The sequence below is a fragment of the Pseudarthrobacter sp. C1 genome (assembly GCF_034720455.1).
Classification (GTDB): domain Bacteria; phylum Actinomycetota; class Actinomycetes; order Actinomycetales; family Micrococcaceae; genus Arthrobacter.
The window spans coordinates 408576-430244 of record NZ_JAYESK010000002.1; the positions used below are offsets into that span (position 1 = coordinate 408576).

General features: G+C 67.0%; 17 protein-coding genes and 1 pseudogene. 3 read left to right on the forward strand and 15 right to left on the reverse strand.

The features are described from left to right. Positions 1-13: 13 nt before the first annotated feature. The 6 genes from guaA to U7114_RS04565 form a co-directional block, all read right to left on the reverse strand. Entirely contained in the window at positions 14-1603 is a 1590-nt protein-coding gene (gene guaA, locus U7114_RS04540) for a glutamine-hydrolyzing GMP synthase (RefSeq protein WP_139029867.1), read from the reverse strand. 96 nt (positions 1604-1699) lie between these two features. Continuing rightward, entirely contained in the window at positions 1700-2242 is a 543-nt protein-coding gene (locus U7114_RS04545) for a DUF3817 domain-containing protein (protein WP_323056636.1), read from the reverse strand. Continuing rightward, entirely contained in the window at positions 2239-3075 is an 837-nt protein-coding gene (locus U7114_RS04550) for an SURF1 family protein (RefSeq protein ID WP_323056637.1), read from the reverse strand. The genes U7114_RS04545 and U7114_RS04550 overlap by 4 nt, the downstream gene beginning before the upstream one ends. Before the next feature lie 107 nt (positions 3076-3182). After that, positions 3183-3671: a PTS sugar transporter subunit IIA gene (locus U7114_RS04555; protein WP_157241660.1), complete on the reverse strand. Its 489-nt coding sequence runs from the start codon at positions 3669-3671 to the stop codon at positions 3183-3185. Positions 3672-3712: 41 nt separating this feature from the next. Continuing rightward, a complete protein-coding gene (locus tag U7114_RS04560; RefSeq protein WP_157241659.1) occupies positions 3713-5452 on the reverse strand; it encodes a glycerol-3-phosphate dehydrogenase/oxidase in 1740 nt (579 codons plus the stop codon). A 75-nt stretch (positions 5453-5527) separates the two neighbouring features. After that, entirely contained in the window at positions 5528-6664 is a 1137-nt protein-coding gene (locus U7114_RS04565) for a GuaB3 family IMP dehydrogenase-related protein (RefSeq protein ID WP_323056638.1), read from the reverse strand. 65 nt (positions 6665-6729) lie between these two features. On the opposite strand from U7114_RS04565, the gene U7114_RS04570 reads away from it, so the two are divergent. Next, positions 6730-7413: a hypothetical protein gene (locus tag U7114_RS04570; protein ID WP_323056639.1), complete on the forward strand. Its 684-nt coding sequence runs from the start codon at positions 6730-6732 to the stop codon at positions 7411-7413. Here U7114_RS04570 and U7114_RS04575 read toward each other — a convergent pair. The 5 genes from U7114_RS04575 to U7114_RS04595 all read right to left on the reverse strand — a co-directional run bounded on the left by U7114_RS04575 (position 7391) and on the right by U7114_RS04595 (position 15050). Next, positions 7391-9244: an ABC transporter ATP-binding protein gene (locus U7114_RS04575; RefSeq protein ID WP_323056640.1), complete on the reverse strand. Its 1854-nt coding sequence runs from the start codon at positions 9242-9244 to the stop codon at positions 7391-7393. The genes U7114_RS04570 and U7114_RS04575 overlap by 23 nt on opposite strands. A 38-nt stretch (positions 9245-9282) precedes the next feature. Beyond that, positions 9283-9690 (reverse strand): hypothetical protein, encoded by a 408-nt coding sequence (locus U7114_RS04580; RefSeq protein WP_323056641.1) that lies wholly within the window; start codon positions 9688-9690, stop codon positions 9283-9285. 91 nt (positions 9691-9781) lie between these two features. Further along, on the reverse strand, positions 9782-11209 hold the full coding sequence (locus U7114_RS04585) for a hypothetical protein (protein ID WP_323056642.1): 1428 nt from the start codon (positions 11207-11209) through the stop codon (positions 9782-9784). Between the two features lie 20 nt (positions 11210-11229). Beyond that, positions 11230-12741 carry an IMP dehydrogenase gene (guaB, locus tag U7114_RS04590; protein ID WP_104998577.1) on the reverse strand — a complete coding sequence of 504 codons (1512 nt, stop codon included), beginning with the start codon at positions 12739-12741 and terminating at the stop codon, positions 11230-11232. Between the two features lie 230 nt (positions 12742-12971). Next, complete coding sequence (locus U7114_RS04595; RefSeq protein WP_323056643.1) at positions 12972-15050, reverse strand: acyltransferase family protein; 2079 nt, start codon at positions 15048-15050, stop codon at positions 12972-12974. Positions 15051-15173: 123 nt separating this feature from the next. Here U7114_RS04595 and U7114_RS04600 point away from each other — a divergent pair, with 123 nt between their 5' ends. Continuing rightward, positions 15174-16142 carry a DUF389 domain-containing protein gene (locus U7114_RS04600; protein WP_323056644.1) on the forward strand — a complete coding sequence of 323 codons (969 nt, stop codon included), beginning with the start codon at positions 15174-15176 and terminating at the stop codon, positions 16140-16142. Here the strand turns inward: U7114_RS04600 and U7114_RS04605 are convergent. The 4 genes and pseudogenes from U7114_RS04605 to U7114_RS04620 form a co-directional block, all read right to left on the reverse strand. After that, a complete protein-coding gene (locus tag U7114_RS04605) occupies positions 16111-17217 on the reverse strand; it encodes a flavin-containing monooxygenase (RefSeq protein ID WP_323056645.1) in 1107 nt (368 codons plus the stop codon). The genes U7114_RS04600 and U7114_RS04605 overlap by 32 nt on opposite strands. Then, entirely contained in the window at positions 17214-17558 is a 345-nt protein-coding gene (locus U7114_RS04610; RefSeq protein ID WP_157241652.1) for a hypothetical protein, read from the reverse strand. The genes U7114_RS04605 and U7114_RS04610 overlap by 4 nt, the downstream gene beginning before the upstream one ends. Positions 17559-17648: 90 nt before the next feature. Then, a complete protein-coding gene (locus U7114_RS04615; protein ID WP_323056646.1) occupies positions 17649-19292 on the reverse strand; it encodes a response regulator transcription factor in 1644 nt (547 codons plus the stop codon). A 127-nt stretch (positions 19293-19419) separates the two neighbouring features. Then, positions 19420-20944: pseudogene (locus tag U7114_RS04620) on the reverse strand (ATP-dependent DNA ligase). A gap of 78 nt (positions 20945-21022) precedes the next feature. Between U7114_RS04620 and U7114_RS04625 the strand changes: the two are divergent. Further along, positions 21023-21625, forward strand: coding sequence for a dihydrofolate reductase family protein (locus U7114_RS04625; protein WP_323056647.1), 603 nt, complete (start codon positions 21023-21025; stop codon positions 21623-21625). Positions 21626-21669: the final 44 nt, after the last annotated feature.

Genomic DNA, 21669 nt, shown 5'->3' on the forward strand with positions numbered 1-21669 from the left:
GCCACTCAGGATGCTACTCCCACTCGATGGTTCCCGGCGGCTTGCTGGTGACGTCGAGCACCACGCGGTTGACGCCTTCCACCTCGTTGGTGATGCGGTTGGAGATCCTGGCCAGCAGTTCGTACGGAAGCCGGGACCAGTCCGCCGTCATGGCGTCCTCGGAGGAGACGGGGCGGAGCACGATGGGGTGGCCGTAGGTGCGGCCGTCACCCATGACTCCGACGCTGCGCACGTCAGCCAGCAGCACCACGGGCATCTGCCAGACCTCGTTGTCCAGGCCGGCGGCGGTCAGCTCGGCGCGCGCGATGGCGTCGGCCTTGCGCAGCAGGTCAAGGCGTTCCTTGGTGACCTCGCCGACGATCCGGATCCCGAGGCCGGGGCCGGGGAAGGGCTGGCGACCCACGATTTCCTGGGGCAGGCCCAGCTGTGCACCCACGGCGCGGACTTCGTCCTTGAAGAGTGCCCGCAGCGGTTCGACGAGCTCGAACTGCAGGTCCTCGGGCAGGCCGCCCACGTTGTGGTGGCTCTTGATGTTCGCTGCGCCTTCGCCACCGCCGCTTTCGACGACGTCCGGGTAGAGGGTGCCCTGGACCAGGAACTTGATCTTCTCGCCATGGGCGGCGGCCTCGGCGATGATGGCCAGTTCGGCTTCCTCGAACGCGCGGATGAACTCGCGGCCGATGATCTTGCGTTTGGTTTCGGGATCGCTGACGCCGGCAAGCGCGGACAGGAAGCGCTCCTGCTCGTTCGCGACATACAGCTTCACGCCGGTGGCGGCCACGAAGTCGCGCTCCACCTGCTCGGCTTCGCCTTCGCGCAGCAGTCCGTGGTCCACGAACACACAGGTCAGCTGGTCACCGACGGCGCGCTGCACCAGGGCTGCGGCGACGGCGGAATCCACGCCGCCGGAGAGGCCGCAGATGACCCTCGCATCACCGATCTGCTTCCGGATCCGTTCCACCTGCTCCTCGAGGATGTTCCCGGTGGTCCAGTTGGGCTCGATCCGGGCACCCTTGAAGAGGAAGTTTTCCAGGACCTGCTGGCCGTAGGCGGAGTGCTTTACCTCGGGGTGCCACTGCACGCCGAACAGGCCCTTCTCCTCGTTGGCGAAGGCAGCCACTTCGGCGCCCGCCGTCGTCGCCAGCACTTCAAAGCCTTCCGGGGCCTCGTGGACGGAGTCGCCGTGGCTCATCCAGGTGTTCTGGTGCTGGGGCATGCCTTCCAGGACCGAGCGGCCTTCACCGATGATGGTGGTCTGGGTTGAGCCGTACTCGCGCAGCCCGGTCTTGTCCACCTTGCCGCCGAGGGCGTTCGCCATGGCCTGGAAGCCGTAGCAGATGCCGAAGACCGGGACCCCGGCCTCGAAGAGGTCGGCACCGACGCTCGGGGCCCCGTCAGCGTAAACGCTGGAGGGGCCGCCGGACAGGATGATGGCGGCGGGGTTCTTGGCCAGGAGCTGCTCGGTGGTGTAAGTATGCGGAACCACTTCCGAATACACGTTTGCTTCCCGGACGCGGCGGGCAATCAGCTGCGCGTACTGGGCACCGTAGTCAACAACCAGCACCGGCTTCTGGGAAGTCTGGGATGCAGTGGGAGTAGTCACCGTTATAGCCTACTTTGCGCTGTTGCGCCGGCGCACCTTGAGAAGCGGTGCTGTGACGGAGCAGACTCCCCGGCGGGCAGCCCCGGCCATTGCCGGTCAGTAGCGCCGGGGTGCCTGGGGGTTGGCGGCCAGCTCCGCCTCAACCTCGGCGTGGACTTTCTTTTCCACGATGAAGGAGAGGAAGGGAACCACGCCGCCCAGTGCCAGCAGGACCAGTTTGAGGAACGGCCAGCGCATCAGGGACCAGAGCCGGAAGTTGGAGATCAGGTACACCACGTACATCCAGCCGTGCACAATCAGGACGGCCACGGACAGGTTGACGCCTCCCAGCACACCCGGAGGCTCCGCATCGGCAAAACCGAAGCCGAAAGGCTGCCCGGTGACGGCGTTGGTGCCGCCGGCAAACAGGTACTGCCCGAAGCCGTACCGGGCGGCCAGTTCGGCGCAGAGCAGCAGCAGCATGGTGCCGGTCAGGTAGGCGAGCACCTTGTAGAACTTCAGGGCAGAGCGGATCTGGGCCTCAGTCCCGCCGAAGCGCCGCTTCCTGCCGGCGGACTTTCCTGCCGGGCTGGCGCCGGTGTTGGTGCCGGTGTTGGTGCCTGCGGCGGTGGCGGGGTTGGCCGGTTTCGGGTCGATCATGGCTGTACCTTTTGCTGGTTGTGTTCGGGATGCAGGGTGTCTTCGTCTTCTTCCTCAAGGCTGTCCTCGAGGTCGCGGTGGTAGTCGTCCTTGACGAGCCGCCACCAGATGAAGAGGGCAAAGCCGGCGAAGACCACCCATTCGAGGGAATAGAAGAGATTTAGCCAGTTGATCTGCTGGGCCGGCGGCTGCGGGCCGATGTTCAGGGGAAGGAGCTCGCCGGGCACGGCAGCCGGGCTGACGTCCTCGCCGCCCGTTATTTCCGCGGTGGCGGCGACGAAACCGGGGTAGCTGCTGACCTCCCAGTAGTTGATCAGCTCAGCCACGGAAACCGCGGTGGCTTCTCCCGGCCGGGGCGCCGTTCCCGGCACGGGCGCCTCGGACGGCAGGAGCCGCCCCGTCAGTTGGAGGATGCCCGACGGCGGCGCTGGAGCAGCCGCGCGGTCCGCCACCCAGCCGCGGGCCACCGGGATCCACGTCTGGGGTGAGGCGGCAACGCCGCTCAGCGTGGGTGCGCCGGAGACGGCAAAGGCGGTAACTACCCAGTAGCCTGGCCTGCCGTCGTGAAGCCGGCCGGGAACCAGCAGCTGCCTTGCGGGATCATAGGATCCCTCTGCCGAAACCATCTGGTCGGCATCCGTTCCGTGGAAGAACTCGCCGGGCTGCAGGGTTTCAGTGAGGGGCCGGACCTGTTCGGTGGCGGGGTTGGCGGGGATTTCGGGCCTGGTGGACCGCCCGAACTGCCACTGGCTCAGCAGCACGAAGACCCCGGAGATGGCGATCGCGAAGACAAAACCGGCGATCCATCGGGGCTTAAGGGCTGTTTTCCACACGTCTTAACCGTACTTCGTGCCGCTGTAGAACAACTAAACGCCGGGACGGCGGCAGGAACCGCACCGGACGGTCGGTCCCGGTGGCCCGGGTGGTTGGCTGGGGCTGCCTAGTGATCGAAGAACACCAGGCTCGAGTTGATGAGCTCCGCAATCACCTCAGGATCGTAAGCCCGGCGCAGCGACTCCCGGAACGACTCCTTGGACAGCGACCGGGCCAAGGTTGCCAGGACTTCGAGATGGTCCGAGAAGGAACTCGCGGGGGTGGCGATCAGCAGGATCACGGTAGCGGGACCGTCCGCCGCGCCAAAGTCCAGGGCATGTCCGTACTTGGCGATGCCGACGGCAATGGACGTGCGGGAAACAAACTCGCTGCGGGCGTGCGGAAGGCCAATCCCGCCGGGAAGCCCTGTGGCCAGCTGGTGTTCCCGGGCATTCACATGCTTGAGGAATCCGTCCAGGTCCGAAATCCGCCCGGCGGCATACAGCCGCTTGGCGAGTTGCGTGGCGGCATCAGCCTTGTCCGTTGCCTCCAGCTCCAGGATCACCATTTCGGGCGTGGTGAGCCCGGCATCGTACCGGTCAAGTGGTTCCGCCAAGGCGTGTCCCTTCGGTCAGGAGTGCTGTTGCCGTGGACCCCTCAGCGCAAGGGCACGATGTCTTCCACGCCCAGGCGGGCGGCGTCTGCGGATTCGTCGTCCGGCTGTTGCTGGCTGAGGCGTTCGGCCTCCACCCGTGCGATGTAGTGCCGGACCTCGTTTTCGCGCTGTTCGTCACTCCAGCCAAGAACGTCACCCATTAGTTTAGCGACAACCGGCACGGCGGACACGCCGCGGTCCCACGCCTCGATGGAAATCCGGGTCCTTCGGGTCAGGACGTCGTGCACGTGCCGGGCACCCTCGTGGGTGGCGGCGTACACGGCCTCGGCCTGGAGGTAGTCGTCAGCGCCGGGAATCGGCTCAGCCATTGCCGGATTCTCCTCGATGATGGCCAGCACTTCATCGGTCATGGAGCCATAGCGGTTCAGCAGGTGCTCGATGCGGGCCACATGCACGCCGGATTCCTCCGCGGTGCGGTTGCGCCGGTTCCAGGCCGCCCTGAATCCGCTTGCGCCCAGCAGCGGGATGGTCTCCGTGCAGCTGGGCGGAACCCGCTCGTCCATGGTGCGGGTGGCCTCATCCACCGCGTCCTTGGCCATCACGCGGTAGGTGGTCCACTTCCCGCCGGCCACCACCACAAGGCCCGGAACGGGATGGGCCACCACGTGTTCGCGGGACAGCTTGGCGGTGGAGTCGTTTTCCCCGGCGAGGAGCGGACGCAGGCCGGCGTAGACGCCCTCCACATCCTCCCGGGTCAGCGGCCGTTTGAGGACCTTGTTGACGTGTTCCAGGATGTAGTCGATGTCCTTGCTGGAGGCGGCCGGGTGGGCCTTGTCCAGGTTCCAGTCGGTGTCCGTGGTGCCGATGATCCAGTGCCGGCCCCAGGGAATCACGAACAATACCGACTTTTCGGTGCGCAGGATCAGCCCCACCGTTGACTGGAAGCGGTCCCGCGGAACCACCAGGTGGATGCCCTTGGAGGCCCTGACCTTCAGCTGGCCGCGGTCGGTCACCATGGCCTGGGTTTCGTCCGTCCAGACCCCCGTGGCATTGATGACCTGCTTGGCGCGGATGTTGAACTGCGTCCCGTCCTCATGGTTGACCACCTTGGCCCCCACTACCCGTTCACCCTCGCGGAGGAAATCCACCACTTTCATCTGGTTGACGGCGTGGGCGCCATAGTAGGCGGCGGTCCGCACCAGGTTGGCGCAGTATTTGGCGTCGTCCACCTGGCCGTCGTAGTACCGGATGGAGCCAACGAAGGCATCGTTCTTGAGGCTGGGGGCGGCACGCAGGGTGCCCCGGCGGGTGAGGTGTTTATGGAACGGCACTCCCCTGCTGTGCCCGCTGGAGATGGACATGACGTCATACAGCGCGATGCCGGCACCCACGTAGGGCCGCTCGATGAAGGGCTTGGTCAGCGGATACAGGAATGGCACCGGCCGCGCGAGGTGGGGCGCCAGTTCCGAGAGCAGCAGCCCCCGCTCCTGCAAGGCCTCCTTCACCAGGCCGAAATCCAGCATTTCGAGGTAGCGGAGACCGCCATGGATAAGCTTCGAGGACCTGGAGGACGTGCCTGCCGCCCAGTCGTTCGCCTCAACGATGCCCACCGTCAGGCCCCGCGTGACGGCGTCCAGCGCGGCTCCGGTGCCCACGATCCCGCCGCCAACAATGAGGATGTCCAGCTCCTGGCCGGGCTCCGAGGTTGCACGCAGCCGTTGGATGGATGCTTCCCTGGCTTCCGGGCCGAGTGCCCCGCCGTTAACAGGAAATCTCTTCATTGAACGCCTCCAGTGCCTCTCGTGCCGGTAGTAAAACCACCCTACTTGCTTGCGGCACGCTTGGGCAGGAGTCTGTCAGTTTCCGGCGTAAGGGGAAACCACGACGTCGACCCGCTGGAATTCCTTCAGGTCCGAGTAGCCGGTGGTCGCCATGGAGCGGCGCAGTGCGCCGATGAGGTTGGAGGTTCCGTTGGTGTGGTGGCCCGGCCCGAACAGCACTTCCTCCAGCGGGCCTACAGTGCCCACGTTGGCGCGGTCGCCGCGGGGAAGTTCGAGGTGGTGGGCTTCCTGGCCCCAGTGCCATCCCTTGCCTGGCGCCTCCTCGGCCCGGGCCAGGGCGCTGCCGAGCATCACGGCGTCGGCTCCCATTGCGATCGCCTTGACGATGTCGCCCGAGGTGCCCATGCCGCCGTCGGCAATCACGTGGACATAGCGGCCGCCGGATTCGTCCATGTAGTCCCGGCGTGCGGCGGCGACGTCGGAAATGGCGGAGGCCATGGGCGAGTGGATGCCCAGGGCGCGGCGGGTGGTGGTGGTGGCACCGCCGCCAAAGCCCACCAGGACACCGGCGGCGCCGGTGCGCATGAGGTGCAGGGCGGGCGTGTAGCCGGCCGCGCCGCCCACGATGACGGGGACGTCGAGTTCGTAGATGAACTGCTTGAGGTTCAGCGGCTCGTGGTCCTTGGAGACGTGCTCGGCGGATACGGTGGTGCCGCGGATGACGAAGATGTCGACGCCGGCGGCCACGACCGTCTTGTAGTGCTCCTGGGTGCGCTGCGGGGTGAGCGACCCCGCCACGGTCACTCCGGCCTCGCGGATCTCCGCCAGGCGGGACGTAATCAGTTCAGGCTGGATGGGCGCCTTGTACAGCTCCTGCATCCGCCCCGTCACGGCGGGGCTGTTGGTTTCATCCTGCAGCGCGCCGATCTCGTCCAGGATGGGCTGCGGGTCCTCGTAGCGGGTCCACAGGCCTTCGAGGTCAAGCACGCCGAGGCCGCCGAGCCGGCCCAGGGCAATGGCGGTCTGGGGCGACATGGCTGAATCCATCGGCGCCGCGATCACCGGCATGCTGAACTGGTAGGCGTCGATCTGCCAGGAGACGGAGACGTCCTTGGGGTCGCGGGTACGACGGTTAGGGACGATTGCAATGTCATCCAGGGAGTAGGCTCGACGCCCACGCTTGCCACGGCCGATCTCGATCTCGTAAGTCACTGCTCTAGGTTATCCCAGCCGGGGTACTGGCCACGGCTGCGGCTGTCCGTGGCTACAGTGGGCTGATGGGTTCACAGTGGGTATTCGACGGCCATATTGCCGGCATTGGCACGGGCTCCGGACTGCGGGCGGTGGTGGGCATCTGGCAGGAGTCCCCGTTCGGACGGTTTGCGGACGTGATGGTCCAGCACCCCTCCGGGCACCGGCAACTGCTGGCCCCCACCGGGGCGGCGGCGGACTTCATTTCCGCCACCTACACCTTCGACGACGTTGCAGTGGTCGGCGTGTCCGCGCGGCTGGAGCAGGGGATCCTGACGGTCGACGCCGGTCCCTTGGGGATCAGCGCCAGCCTGGGCAGCCGGACCCTCCTTGGCCGCACGCTGCGGACCGTCCCCCGGCGGCTGGCAGTCCACCCCGGCTGGCTGCGCGCCGTCAGTCCCGTGGCCGGCATTGTCAGCCGCGGCTCCCGGACGTCCGGCACCGCGGGCAGCGGCCGGCGGGAGTACTACGGGGTGAGCGACCTGCACACCATCAGTGCCGCCGTCGTCAGCTGGGACGGCGCTGACGCCGGCGCACTGGCACCTGTCCACCCGCCGGTGACCTTCGGTTTCAGCAGCGTTCCGCCGCAGCCAAGCCTCGCCCGCGTGCGCACCACCGTGGTTGAGGCCGCGCCCCGCCGGCCGCCTGCGGCCGACGCCCGCCGGTTCCCTGGCAGGCGAAGCGGGGTCAGGGGCTGGTGGGGACGCTGAGCTGGGACTCGAACATCCGGAAGTACCGCCCGCGCAGCGCCACCAGTTCCTTGTGCGTGCCCTGCTCCACGATCCTGCCGTCCTCCAGCATGTACACGATGTCCGCCTTCTCGATGGTGGCCAGGCGGTGGCTGATGGCGATGATCGTGCTGCCGCGGTCGGCGAAGAGGCGGGTGAAGATCCGGTGCTCGGCGAGGGCGTCGATGGCTGACGTCGGCTCGTCCATCACCATGAATGAAGCATTCCGGTAGAAGTTGCGGGCCATCGCGAGCCGCTGCCACTGGCCGCCGGAGAGGCCGCTGCCCTTCCGGCCGCGCGGGTCCTCCATCCAGTTGCTGACGTGGTTTTCCAGGCCGTTGGGGAGTTTGTTGATGAACTCCAGCGCCTCCGCGTCTCCAGCAGCCTTGCGGATGCGCGCATCGTCCCGCGGCGAGTCGACGTCGCCGAAGTAGATGTTTTCCGCAGCCGTGGCGAACTCGTATTTGAGGAACTCCTGGCTCAGCACCGCCAGGTGCCGGTGCCAGGAGGTGACGTCGACGGCGGCGAGGTCAACGCCGTCGAGCATCACCTGCCCGGAGTCGGGGCGGTAGAGTCCGGCGAGTATACGTATCAGGGTGGACTTTCCGGCGCCGTTCTCCCCCACGACGGCGATGTGCTGGCCCTCGCGGATGGTCATGCTGATGCCGCGGATCACCTCGATGTCGCTGCCCGTGTAGGTGAAGCGGATGTCTTTCAGCTCAACGGTTTTCGGGGATGCCAGCAGGGGCGGCGCGTGTTCCGAGTGCACCGGCAACGCCATGAACAGCTCGTAGTCCTTGAGGTTGGCCAGGTCCTCATCGATGGAACTGAGGGAGGATACGAGGCTGTTCGCGGTGGACAGTGCCCTGCTGACAATCTGCTGTACGTAGAGGAACTGGCCCACGGGCTGGGCCCGGGCGATGATCTGCCCCACCACCCAGATCAGGGACACCACTTCCGCGCCGTACTGCAGGGCATCAGCGGCGAGCTGCTTCGGGATATACCGGCGCTGGAAATCAAGGCGGCGGCGCTCGTCCGCGTCCCGGAGGCGGGAACGGAGGCCCATCAGGAATCCCACGATGCCGTAGAGGCGCATCTCCGCGATGTGCTGCGGCCGGAGGAGGTTCGTTTCGATCATCCTGCGCTGCCGGCGCGAGTCCACCTGGGTGTTCCAGTGGGCAATCTGCTCACGGGACAGCTTGAACTGAAGGTAGACGCTGGGCACGATGGCCACCAGGACAATCACCGCGATCCACCAGCTGACCAGGAGCAGCGCCCCGATGGCCAGGATCACCGATACGAGCTGGGTGAAGATGGCTGCGATCCGATCCAGCACCCGGGCGTAGGAATCGGAGAAACGCTTGGCACGGTCGTACAGGTCAACGGTTTCTTTGTCGTCGTAACGCCAGAACTCCAGCGCCAGGAACCGCTCGTACATCTGGTCGCCCACGATGGCGCCCACCCTGAAGCTCATCAGTTGCTGGATGTAGCGGTCCACGCTGCTGAAGGCGCCCCAGAACAGCCCGAGGGCAGCGGTGACGATGACGTAGACGATGGCCAGCTGCCCTGCGCCGGAGTCACCAGCGTAGGCCGCCGCCAGCGCCGTGGTGGTGAGCGCGGCGAAGTAGGTGGTCACCAAGGGAAGCACGGCCGAGATCAGCGAGCCGAGCACCTTCATGATCACAGCGCCAGGCGAGGCATGGAAGCTGACGCGCAGTACCTGGGCCACCGCGCGGGCGTATGGGCGAAGGGCCAGCCGCCGCGAGGGCTCACGCTTGGGGGTAAGCTCCGCCGGATGTTGCGTTGGGGGCATGGTCCCAGCCTAGTGCCGCGCCCCGGGTCGGGCGGGCGTCAGTACTCCTCGCCGTACTCGTACTCGGGGAAGGGGAAGCAGGCGCTGTAGCCGGACACCCTGAGTGTCTCGGGTGCATCCCGGAAGGACACCAGCAGGTGGGTACCGTCACTGTGCAACAGGTCGACCCTCCGCTTTCCGCCGGCGGTTTTGCCGTCATCCACTGTCCAGCCGTCCTTGGTGGACATCGACGCCACGACATCGTCCAGGAATGCATCCCGGTCAACTCCCGGCCCAAGCTCGGCCTCGGCGTCGCCGGTCCACTTTCGTTGTTCCCCGGAACAGGGCATCAGCGGCGAGGTGTCGTGGGCGAACCTGGACAGCACCTTGTCCTGGGGCAGGAGGCCTACGATCTCCTGCTCGGTGGACATGACCTTGTCCTTGGCTGATTCCAGGCTGATGTCCATGTTCTTTCCATTTCCGGCCTGTCCGCACGAGGCCACCATTGCTAGCAGTGCTGTTGCTCCTGCAAGTCGCCAGGCAGAAGCGCGCCTGGACTTACCGGCCACTGATTTCCTCTTCGATGTCATCAAGGGCTTCCTCGTTTTCGGGAACAGTCTCGGCAATCAGCGAATGGTTGTCGATGCTGTACATCTCCGAGGGCCTGAGACCGCCCGGCGGAGCGTAGACGTGCTTGTCAAAGGCGGGCTCCCGCATGGGGTAGTTCTCGCCCACCAGCCCGTTGGCCTCTGCCGTGAGCAGGATATCGGGGTAGGTGTAGCTGGTGTAGTCGGTCCCAGGGCTGGGCGTCCAGCCCGGCGGCATCGCGGCACCTGAGAGCGCGATGACCTTGCTGTAGGACGCCCCCTCCATTTCGGAGCCCGTCACGTTCCGCAGGCCCCAGCTGTGGCCCATGCCCACCGTCTGGGCGTCGCGTGGCAGCTCCAGGTCCACCGCCTCCTGGAAGGCAGCGAGGACCGGTGCCGATGCAGCCACGAATTCATCGCTTTTGGCCTCCACCAGGAAGGCCTCCACGAGGTCGCCGTCGGGGAACTCGGATCCCTTGTAGACAAATGCCGCCGTGCTCCCGGAGGTATCGGCCTGGACCAGGCGGTTGGGCACAGCCTGTGGGCCGCCGTCGTAAAAAGACGCCTCGTTGGTGGTGGTTCCGGGAACGTAGGTGATCACCGTCGTCGTGGCAGCGTTGTATTCACCCAGCAGCTCCACGATCGAACTTTGGCCGGGATCGTAGGCTGCCAGGTGGATCTTGCCTTCCACGACATTTTGAAGGTATCCGATGCCATCTTGACGCTTGCGCCACGCCTCATGTTCGGCAGCGAAGCGTGCGGGATAGCCCGAGTCGAGGATCCAGGGATTCAGCCTGGGCTCAGGATCGTTGTTTTGCAGCCAGTCGATCCGTAACCGGGCGTTGAGCCGGTTGGCCTCGATCCGCGCGTCGAAAGGGATCCCGTTGGTGTTTCCCGCCTCGTGGGGGTGGCTGCGGATGAACGCCTGCTGCTGGTGGCCGGCCAGCCCGAACCACCAGGTCCTTATCTCCGCCGGGGATCTGCCGTGAAGGTCCTCGGGCCGGGGCTCCGGGGACCGCTCGACGCCAGGCAGGGACAGCATCGCTGAAGCACCGCCTGCAGCACTTGCCCGCTGCTGTTCATCCGCCTGCCGCATCAGGTCCTTAGCTGCCTGCTGCAGGAGTATGGCGGCTGCCCCAAGCGAGCGGCTGTGGACGGTTTTCCAGTCCTGGCGGAATATCTCAGCGTCCGGACCGGGCCAGGGCGTGCCAGCCACCCGGCCGTTCAGAGCCAGCCGTTGCATCTCCAGCATCCGGCCCGCGCTGCTCATGGTTGTTGCGAGCTGCTGCAACTGCGCGACGTCAGCTCCGTAGAATCCGCCGTTCAAACCGTCCCCCAATTGCCGGATGTTGATCCATCGAATGTACTTGACGGCGCAAAAAGAAGGGATGGGCAGCACTGCCCATCCCTTCCTGGTGTTTAGCGGGAGCCGTAGTTCGGCGCCTCGACGGTCATCTGGATATCGTGCGGGTGCGATTCCTTCAGGCCGGCCGGGGTGATCCGGACGAACTTGCCGCGGGCCTTCAGTTCGGCAACGGTGGGCGCCCCGGTGTAGAACATGGTCTGGCGGAGGCCGCCCACCAGCTGGTAGGCCACGGAGGACAACGGACCGCGGTAGGCAACCCGGCCTTCGATGCCCTCGGGGATGAGCTTGTCATCACCGGAGACGTCTGCCTGGAAGTAGCGGTCCTTGGAGTAGGACGTGTTCTTGCCGCGGGACTGCATGGCGCCCAGCGAGCCCATGCCGCGGTAGGACTTGAACTGCTTGCCGTTGACGAAGATCAGTTCACCCGGGGACTCGTCGCAGCCCGCGAGCAGGGAGCCGAGCATGACGGTGTCGGCTCCGGCAACCAGCGCCTTGCCGATGTCGCCCGAGTACTGCAGGCCGCCGTCGGCAATCAGCGGAACGCCGGCCGGGATGGCAGCCTTGGCGGACTCGTAGATGGCGGTGATCTGCGGGACGCCAACACCGGCCACCACACGGGTGGTGCAGATGGAGCCCGGCCCCACGCCCACCTTGATGCCGTCGGCACCGGCGTCGATCAGCGCCTGGGCGCCTTCGCGGGTGGCGGCCTGGCCGCCGATGATGTCCACGTGCGCGGCAACGGGATCGGATTTGAGCCTGCGGATCATGTCCAGCACGCCTTGGGAGTGGCCGTTGGCGGTATCGACGAACAGGGCGTCGACGCCGGCGTCCACGAGTGCCATGGCGCGCTCCCAGCCGTCCCCGAAGAAGCCGATGGCGGCGCCCACGCGGAGCCGGCCTTCGTCGTCCTTGGTGGCCAGCGGGTACTGCTCCGCCTTGGTGAAGTCCTTGGTGGTGATGAGGCCTTTGAGCCGGCCCTGGTCGTCAACCAGGGGCAGCTTCTCGATCTTGTTGGTGGCCAGCTTGTGCGAGGCTTCCTCGCGGCTGATTCCCACGTGTCCGGTGACCAGCGGCATCTTGGTCATGACGTCGCTGACCAGCCGGAGCGGAAAGTCGGACTCGGGAACAAAGCGGGTGTCGCGGTTGGTGACAATGCCCAGCAGGCGGTTGTCCTCATCCACCACGGGAAGGCCTGAGACCCGGTACTGGGCGCAGAGGTTGTCCAGCTCGCGCAGGGTTGCCTCGGGCCGGATGGTGAGCGGGTTGGTGATCATGCCGGATTCGCTGCGCTTGACCCGGTCCACCTGGTCCGCCTGGTCCGCGATGGAAAGGTTCCGGTGCACCACGCCCAGGCCGCCCTGCCGCGCCATGGCGATGGCCATGCGGGATTCGGTGACGGTGTCCATGGCCGCGGAAAGCAACGGCGTCTGCACAGTGATCCGCTTGGAGATCCGGGAGGACGTGTCGGCCTCGGACGGGATGACCTCGGTGTGGCCCGGCAGGAGCAGGACGTCATCGTAGGTCAGGCCTATGAAGCCGAAGGGGTTGTGTTCGGGCTCGGTCATGAGTGCGCCTCTTACCTTGGTTGCTGGACGGGTAGGGGTTGCAGCCGATGACCAGCCCGTCATTACGGGACTGGCCTGTGCAGGAGATGTTGCCGGGCTGCCGCGGGGGCGGCGCCCTGCGGGCCGGAAAGTATTGAGTAAATATTAGAACCTCCGCGCCGATCCCCCTATTCCACGCGTGCAATGTGAGCAACTGCACGTCCCGGCCGGCCGCTGAGCAGCCCCGGCCCTCAGCTCCAGCCCGTGGCTGCCAGCAACCGCTCCTCAAACATGGGGATCATGCTTTCCACATACGTCCGGGTGAGGTGGTTGTCGTCCTTGTACACATAGACGTTCCCCACCACGCCGGGGCAGATCCCCCGGGCACAGATGAAGTCGCTCAGATCCATCAGGTGCAGCCGCTCCAGTTTGCCCCGGTAGCCGTCCAGCGGCGACGGGTCCGCCAGGGACTCCGAGAGGGGCACACTGCATTCCGCGGCGTCCGCGCCGTTCCGCTGCACGCACTCGGGCATGTTGAAGGTGAAACGGGGGTTGTCCCTGATCCCGATCACATCGATTCCCGCGGCCGCGAACGGGCGGACTCCCTCAAGGTATCCCGGGACCTCAGTCTCGTAGGGCGCCTCCTCGTGCGTCAGCGAGGCCACCGTGAACACGGCGTCGGGCCGATGCTCCAAGACGTAGGCAGCGCTGGCCCTGTTGTGGGCGTTGCACTCGGCGTTCCTTTCGGCCGATTCCGCCCCGAAGCGGCAGGCCGGCATCAGCAGCGTCACCAGTTCCCAGCCCCGGCTGGCCGCGACCGGCGCCAGCGCGCCGAGGTACTGCTGGGAGTGGGAGTCGCCCAGGACCACAATGCGCCTGGCCGCCTCCCCTTCCGGAAGCTCCTGCCGGCAGCCCTCAAGGATGGGGTCGCTGGTGGCGTTGGCCCCGGTGCAGGGAGCATGGATCCCGGCCCAGTCGTTGTCCAGCGCGGCAGGCCCGGGAATGATCCTGGCATCCGGGGCCGGCACCGGGGCGTTTTCCAGGTTCAGTGCCGCGGCACCGGGCGTGAGCTCCCGGGGCTGCGCCGCCGTCGCGCTTTCCTCGGCGGTGAGCGTGGTCTGCCACACTGCGACGGGCCCCGCCAGGACGGCACCGCAGGCGGCAATGACGACGGCGGTGCGCCGGGCCCGCAGCTGGGGCCAGCGCCAGTCGCGGAGCGGCTTTTCCACAAAACGCGTGGTGAGGACGGCGAGCACGATGGAGGCGCCGACGATCCCCAGGCCCTGGACGAGATTGGGCGCCTCCACGCCGGTGGCGGCGAGCGAGAGGACCAGGACGGGCCAGTGCCACAGGTACAGGGCATACGAATTGTCTCCCAGTGCCACCAGCGGCTTGCTGCCGAGGAGCCGGTCCACGCCCCACCGGCTGCCGGTCTGCCCGGCCAGGATGATCGCGGCGCCGGCCAGGGTGGGCCAGAGTGCAACGTACCCGGGAAACGAGCGGTCCACGGTCAGGAGCAGGCCGCAGGAGACCATGGCAGCCAGGCCTGCCCAGCCCAGCACCACGCGGAGGGCCCGTGCCGGCCTCAGCCAGGGCAGGGCAAGCGCCAGGAGGGAGCCCAGCGCGAACTCCCAGAGCCGGGTCCTGGTGTCGAAATAGGCGTAGGCCTGGTTGGTGGCTGTCTGCTCCACGGAGTATGCCAGCGATGCCGCGAACACCGCGCCGAAGGCCAGCCCCAACAACCCGCGGTAGTTGACCCCGGCCAGTGCCGGGACGCGGTGCAGCAACGCCAGCAGCGCCGCGGTGCCGGTGAAGATCAGTGGCCACAGGATGAACACCTGGCCCTGGATGGACAGCGACCAGAAATGCTGAAGCGGGCTGGCGCCTGCGTGGTCCTGCGCGTAGTAGTCCACCGCCGTGTCCGCGAGCAGCCAGTTCTGGCCGTAAAGCAGCGAGGCCCAGGCCTGTTCCAGGACCTGCGGCCAACGGCTCTGCGGGAGGATCAGCCAGGTGCCGGCGAGGACGCCGAGGATTACCACGACGGCGGCCGGCAGCAGCCGCTTGAACAGGTGCAGCCAGTGGGCCAGGAGTCCAAACGGGCGCCCTGCTTCGGCTTTCCGGACAAAGGAGAGTGTCAGCAGGAAGGCGGAGACCAACAGGAAGATGTCCACTCCGCCCGATACCCGGCCAAGCCACACATGGTAGGCGACGACCATCAGGACGGCGAGCGCCCGGAGCCCTTGGACTTCGGGACGGAAGGTCGGTTTCCGCTGGCCGGACCGGGCCTGGCGTCCACGGCGTGGTTCAACCAGGGTCCCCGCACTCGACATGAAAACCCCTCCAGACCCGCCAGCCAAAACATCAAGCCTACGGATCGGCGTCGGCCAAGGCCAATAAACGGCAGCGCCCCAGCCCACGAACTATGCTTGCCACAACCAGGGAGGGGAGCCGACGTGATTGTCCAGCTGCGGATCTGTGTGCCGGAAGAGTTGTCGGCAGTGACGCTGAATACTTGTCAGGACCATCCCGGAACGGCCGAGGCAGCCTTTTTTCCAGGCGCATCCGTGGCGCCCCCGGGCGATGTCATCGAACTCCAGGTTGCCCGGGAATCGGTCGAGGGGCTGCTTGAGAAACTTGATGTCCTCAAGGCGCAAGAGATGGGATCGATCGTCATTTCGATGCCGGAGCTCGTACTGTCGCGGCGCGCAGACAGTGCCGAGTCAGCTGCCCCTGGATTCGGCGCGGATGCGGTGATTTGGGACGAGGTCTCGCACCAGACCGGCGAGGACTCAAAATTATCGTGGAGCTATCTGGCCTTCCTGGTCCTGGCCACCCAGCTTGCCGCGATCGGCATCGTGACCAATTCCACAATCGCCATCGTGGGGGCGATGGCCGTAGGGCCGGAGTTCGGTCCCCTGGCTGCGCTGGCCGTGGCACTGGCGCGGGGCCAGTGGGGGCTCGGGCGGAAGGCCGCCGTCGCGCTTGGCGTCGGTTTTCCGGTGGCGATGCTGCTGGCGGCGCTGACCGCCTGGCTATCCATCCCGCTCGGGCTCTTTCCCGCCGATGCCCTGGACACCGGATCCGCCGTCGAATTCATCTACCATCCAGGACCCTATTCACTGATCGTCGCCATCCTGGCCGGCGCCGCGGGAATGTTGTCCGTCATCAGTCGCCGGTCAGCGGCGCTCATCGGCGTCTTTATCTCGGTCACCACCGTCCCGGCGGCGGGATACGTTGCCGTGGCGCTGGTGTTGGGCGAGTTCCAGAAGGCGGCCGGATCCGCCTTCCAGCTGTTGCTGAACCTCGTCGGCATAGTTGTAGCCGCTGTGGCGATCCTCCTCATCTACCGTGTTGTCTCCAAACGGCTGCCTGAGGCCACAACGCGGCGGCTCAAGTGGGAGCTACGGCGGACTCGCGGTTGAGCGGAGCAGGAATCCTGGCCGCAAGGTACCGCGCGTCGCGGCCGACTCCGGGAAGGGTTGCGGAGGCCGCCGCGTACAGGAATTCCTGCCCCAGGAAGAACAGCCCGGGGGTGTCCAGGGCGATACCGCGGTGCTGGCGCGGCAGCGCGCCGCCGTCGAGCAGGTCCGGATCGATCCAGCTGAAATCGTCCCGGAACCCCGTGCACCAGATCACGTTTGCGGCATCCTGCCGGGTGCCGTCCGCCAGGACCGGCTTCCCGTCCTCCACGCCGGCCACCCGCGGTGCGAGCCGCACGCCGGCCGCCGCCAGGTCCTTGGTCTTGGTCCTGATCAGGGGCGTGGCGTGCGCTTTGAAGACCGGCGCCGCTTTGCGCCCGATGGGCGTGCCAAGCGTGAGCACATGCAGCCCAAGGAAGCGGACAAGGGGCAGAGCGTAGCGGGCAGCGGCCCGGCCGTGTTTCACCGGAAGCTCGCCGCCGGGCTTGCCCGCCACGGTAGTGGGGTGGGTCCGGCATACTTCGAGGGCTATCTCCGCCCCCGAGTTGCCCAGCCCCACCACCAGGACCGGCCCGTCCTGCAGCTGGCCCGGATTCCGGTAGCCGCTGGAGTGGAGTTGGAGTATGGAGGGGGCAAGCTCCGCCGCAAAAGCAGGCACTTTGGGTGCCTGGCTGACCCCGGTAGCCACGACGGCGTTGCGCGCCTCCCAGCGGCGGCCGTTGGACGCTGCGACGAAGTGGTCCGCTTCCCGCCACAGGCGTTCCACCCGGGTGCCGTGGACTATGGGCAGCCCCTTCCCCGCGGCATAGCTTTCCAGATATCCGGCCACCTCGTCCTTCGTGGGGAAGGACAGCGGATCGGCCGGGAACGGTTCTCCGGGAAGTCCGTCGAACTTCGCGGGTGTGAACAGCCGGAGCGAATCCCACCGCTGGCGCCAGGCGTCGCCGGTGCGCGGATTTGCATCCAGGATGAGGAAGTTCCGGTGCTGCTCCATGAGGTGGTGGCCCAGGGCGAGTCCCGCCTGGCCGCCGCCGATGATCATTGTGTCCAGCATGCCGGTCACGTTGCTGCTGTTCATGGCTGTGCTCCTGTTGTGCTGATGGGAATGCCTGATTCTGAGCCTTCCTGTCCTGACGCGTGGGCGCCTCCCTCAGTGCGGCCTGCACCGCCGTAGCGCAGCCACCACACCAGCATCAGGCCGGAAGCCGCGACGTAGGCGAGATGGAGGGCCCAGATGGGCCCGGCCGGGAGGTTGAACACGTACACGGAATGGACCGCATTGGCCACATTTGTCAGCAGCAGGTTTCCCAGGCTGTAGGAGGACAGGTTCTTGGTCCGTGCCGCCTTGACCAGCATCGGCAGCATACCGAGGGCGAAGAGCACCGTGGAAAGGGTGCCGGCAAGGACTGAAAGGTTCATGCTTGAAGGCTATGGGCCGCGAACGGGCGGGCGCGTCGGGCAAAACATGCAACTGGGCCGCAGGACCTGCTGGGTAATTTTGTGTACCCCCTAGCCGGTGAGCCCGTGTTCGAAGGCGTACCTGGTGGCCGCTGCCCGCGAAGACAGTCCGAGCTTCAGGAAGATGTTGCTGATGTGCCGGGCCACGGTTTTCTCGCTGAGGAACAGGTGCGCCGCGATGGCGCGGTTTCCTTCCCCGGACGCCACGAGCCGCAGCACCTCGACCTCCCGCTCGGTCAAGGGGCCTTGGTGCCGGCCGGCGTCGTCCGTGCCTGCCTGCATGAGGGAGGCCGCCCACGCGGCGGCCGGAGCGGCGCCAAGTTCGAGGAATTCAGCATGGGCGGACTCAAAATCCATCAGCGCAGAGGCTTCATCGCCCAACGCCCGGCAGGCAATTCCGATCAGCACACGGCACTGGGCAGCCTCGTACGGCACGCCAAGTCCAGCCCACAGGTGCCAGGCCTGCCTCAACGACACGCACGCCGCGGCAGGATTACCTTCCGCCAGCCGGACCGCCCCATCAGCCTGGCTGGCTGCCGCCCGGACCATTGGTTTGGGGTACTCCCGGGCGAAGAACTCCAGCTCTGCGGCAGCCCGGGCCGCTGCTTCCACATCGGCTGCTGCCAACTCGATCTCCACCAGTGCCGGCAGCAGGTGCCGGCGGGTGGCCTCATCAGCTTCGCCGGCGGTCCGGCGGATCATCGACTGCGCCTGCCGAGGGTCACCCCGTGCCAGCCAAAGGAGGGCAAGGCCAGGTTGGGGCTCGTAGCCGCTCCGGGCCGCCCGGCGGTAGGAAGCGTCCGCTGCGTCAAGGTCGCCGGCGAGGCGCTGCACCTCGCCCTGCTGGTAGTAGCCGCCGAACAGCGCCTGGGGATCACCGTGGATGGCCCGCTTCCGGGCGACCGCCGCTGCCTCCAGGGCTTCATGCCAGGCGCCGTGGAGCCGGAAGAGTTCGGCCCGGTGGGACTGGCACTGGCCGCTGAACGGCACCATATCCGGGCGGGCAGCGCACCAGCGGTCGAGGGCCGCTGTCCACTCCAGCGCCCTCTTCAGGTCGAAGGCCAGATGGCAATTGCCGATGACTGCACAGTAAATGATGCCGGAAGGGATCGGGGACAGTTCACCTGTTGTCACAGCGACCATGGCCTCATCGAACAAGCTGATCGCCTCGTCCGCCCGGCCCAGCATAAGGGTGGCCTGGCCGGTGCCAAGGAGGCCAAGTGCTGACAGGTCCTTATCCTGGAACCTCCGGCCGACCTCGGCAGCCTGGGAGAAGAGCTGGAGTGCGGCTGCGGGCTCCCCGCCATACAGTTTGCCCAGGGCTGCGGGGACCAGCAGGAACCCCTCCACGACGTTGGGCTCGGTCAGCTCATCGAGGAGCCGCTGGCCGCGGGCGAACCATCCCCCGGCCTGCGCCGCCTCGCCGAGGTTCATGAACTGGATCCCGAGCCAGCCTGCGCACCGGGCGGCCCCTGCCACATCGCCGATTTCCAGGTACTCTTCGTGGGCCCGGGTGAGTGTGTCCAGGCCCGTTGTGGTGTTTCCGGTCAGGATCTCGGCGGTGGCCAGCCGTTCAAGGTCGGCGGCGGGAAGCCCGCCACGCTGGTTCGCGTCCGTGTAGCTCCTGAGGGAATCGGTCCAGCGATTCTCCCGGAAGGCTGACCTGCCCTCGTCAATGGCCGTTTCAGTTGACACTCGGACCTCCTTGGGCACCTGCCCGCCCCGCCGGCCTCGCCGCCCCGGGCGCCGGACGCCCGGGACCTAAGCGTCACGCTACGCCCGGTACACACCGGGCACAAGCGGCTGGAAGAGGCGGGTCCGGCTACGGCCGCAGCAGCCCCCGCAGGGTCTGGATGGTGTCCGCTTCCGCGGCCGGCTTGTCGTCCCGGTAGCGTTTTACGCGCGCGAACCTCAGCGCGATACCGCCTGGATAGCGGGACGACTGCTGTACACCGTCGATGGCAATCTCGACCACCGTGACCGGCTCTACCCAGACGGTGCCCGCCGTGCGCCGCACCTCGAGTTCCTGGAACCGCCCGGTCTGCCAACGCAGAAGCTGATCAGTGAGGCCTTTGAAGGTCTTGCCCACCATGACGAAGCCGCCGGGATCGCCAAACTCACCCGTGGGGTCCAAGGCGCCAAGGTGCAGGTTGGACAGCAGCCCGGTGCGCCGGCCCGAGCCCCATTCGCAGGCGAGCACCACCAGGTCGTAAGTGAGCACCGGCTTCACCTTGATCCAGTTGGAGCCCCGGCGGCCGGCCGCGTAAGGGGACCCCACGGCCTTCACCACCACGCCCTCATGGCCGGCGGCGAGTGCATCGCGCGACACCCTTTCGGCAACGGCCGCGTCCGCCGTGATCTCCCCGGGGATCCTGTGCCCGGGCACGATGCTTTCAAGCACGCCGATGCGTGTGGACAACGGTTCGTCCAGCAGGTCCCGCCCGTCAAGGTGAAGCACGTCGAAGAACCACGGATGCAGCAGCGTCTCGCGTGCGGCGTTCGCCCCGAACCGGGACATGGTTTCCTGGAACGGCCGGGGGCCGCCGTCCTCGTCCAGGGCGAGGGTCTCGCCGTCGAGGATCACGTCCCGCACCCCAAGTCCTCGCACCACCTCCACCACCTCAGGCAGCCTGTGGGTCACTTCCGCCAAGGTGCGTGTGTAGATGCGCACGTCGTCGCCGGTGCGGTGCACCTGGATGCGTGCGCCGTCGAGCTTGTATTCCACGGACGCCTCCCCGGTGACCTCCAGCGCCGCGCCGACGCTGGCCGCGGTTGAGGCGAGCATGGGCTGCACGGGGCGTCCCACGACGAGTCCGACGGCGTCAAGCTCGGCAGGCGTTCCCGTGAGCGCCAGGACGGCGGTGTCGCCCAGGTCGCCGGAGAGCATGGCCGCCCGGCGCACGGCCTCGACCGGCCGGCCGGAGGCACGGGCAACCGCATCCGCCAGGACGCCTTCGAGCGCACCGGTCCGCAGTTCTCCCAGCAGCACGCCGGCGATGAATGCCTGCTCGCGTTCAGTGGCTGCCGCTGTGAGCGTCCTGAGGGTCGCAGCACGTTCTGCTGCCGATCCCGCGCCTGCTGTTGCGAGCAGCCGGTCCAACGCCGCATCGAGGTCTGCGACAGTAAGGGTGGGGCTCGGCGGCCGGCTCCCCCATGGCCGCTGACATGCCGCGCCAGCCAATCCCTACCCGGCCCTGGCGCGGCCTGGCAGCCAGCAGGCCCACCGCCGTCGCGATCTCCGCGGGCTCGAGGCGGCGCAGCAGGTGGGCCAGTGCGTCCACTTTCGCCAGCCGGGACCGGGTGGACGCGACGGCATCCGAAGTTCTCACGAGCTCGTCGAGCAGCATTGCCCCAGTCTGCCACGGCTGTTGTGCCGCGGGCGGCGGATGCTGGACAGGGCCGGAACTCCGTCCCAAAATGGGCTGGTGGGGATCATTATCGCCAACCTGTTCATCACCCTCGACGGCGTCTACCAGGCACCCGGCGGCCGCGAGGAGGACACTGCGGGCGGCTTCGCCTTCGGCGGCTGGCAGGCGCCCGTTTCCGACGACGAGGCTGAAGCGGCTATTGAGGCTGAGATCAGCCAGATCGACGCCCTGCTTCTCGGCCGGAAAACCTACGACATTTTCGCTTCCTACTGGCCCCGCCAGTCCGGCGATATCGGGGGCACGCTCAACCGCGTGCCGAAGTACGTTGTCTCCGGCGCCCTCACCTCTCCGGGCTGGGCGGGCACAAAAGTCCTGCCGGATGCCAAGGCCGCGGGCCGGCTGCGGGAGGAATACGACCAGGTGCACATGTTCGGCAGCGGCGTCCTCATCCGTTCGCTGCTCGCGGCAAACGTACTGGACCGCCTCCACCTCTGGCTTTATCCGATAACCCTCGGGCAGGGCAAGCGCCTGTTCGACGCCGGGACCATCCCTGCGTCCTTCCGCCTCGCGGAGCCGGCACGCAGTTTCCCGAAGGGGGCGGTGTCGCTGGTCTACGAGCGCGCCGGCGACGTGGAAACGCAGGACATGCCGGGGACTTAAGTCCCCGCCGCTCCCCCGCCGTCCCTGCAGACGAAAAAACCGGC

What these genes read in the sequence shown, in the direction of transcription:
- U7114_RS04545 (WP_323056636.1), bottom strand. Translation starts at nt 2,242, where the DNA reads ATGATCGACCCGAAACCGGCCAACCCCGCCACCGCCGCAGGCACCAAC.
- U7114_RS04560 (WP_157241659.1), bottom strand. Translation starts at nt 5,452, where the DNA reads ATGAAGAGATTTCCTGTTAACGGCGGGGCACTCGGCCCGGAAGCCAGG.
- U7114_RS04570 (WP_323056639.1), top strand. Translation starts at nt 6,730, where the DNA reads ATGGGTTCACAGTGGGTATTCGACGGCCATATTGCCGGCATTGGCACG.
- U7114_RS04575 (WP_323056640.1), bottom strand. Translation starts at nt 9,244, where the DNA reads ATGCCCCCAACGCAACATCCGGCGGAGCTTACCCCCAAGCGTGAGCCC.
- U7114_RS04580 (WP_323056641.1), bottom strand. Translation starts at nt 9,690, where the DNA reads ATGGACATCAGCCTGGAATCAGCCAAGGACAAGGTCATGTCCACCGAG.
- guaB (WP_104998577.1), bottom strand. Translation starts at nt 12,741, where the DNA reads ATGACCGAGCCCGAACACAACCCCTTCGGCTTCATAGGCCTGACCTAC.
- U7114_RS04595 (WP_323056643.1), bottom strand. Translation starts at nt 15,050, where the DNA reads ATGTCGAGTGCGGGGACCCTGGTTGAACCACGCCGTGGACGCCAGGCC.
- U7114_RS04605 (WP_323056645.1), bottom strand. Translation starts at nt 17,217, where the DNA reads ATGAACAGCAGCAACGTGACCGGCATGCTGGACACAATGATCATCGGC.
- U7114_RS04610 (WP_157241652.1), bottom strand. Translation starts at nt 17,558, where the DNA reads ATGAACCTTTCAGTCCTTGCCGGCACCCTTTCCACGGTGCTCTTCGCC.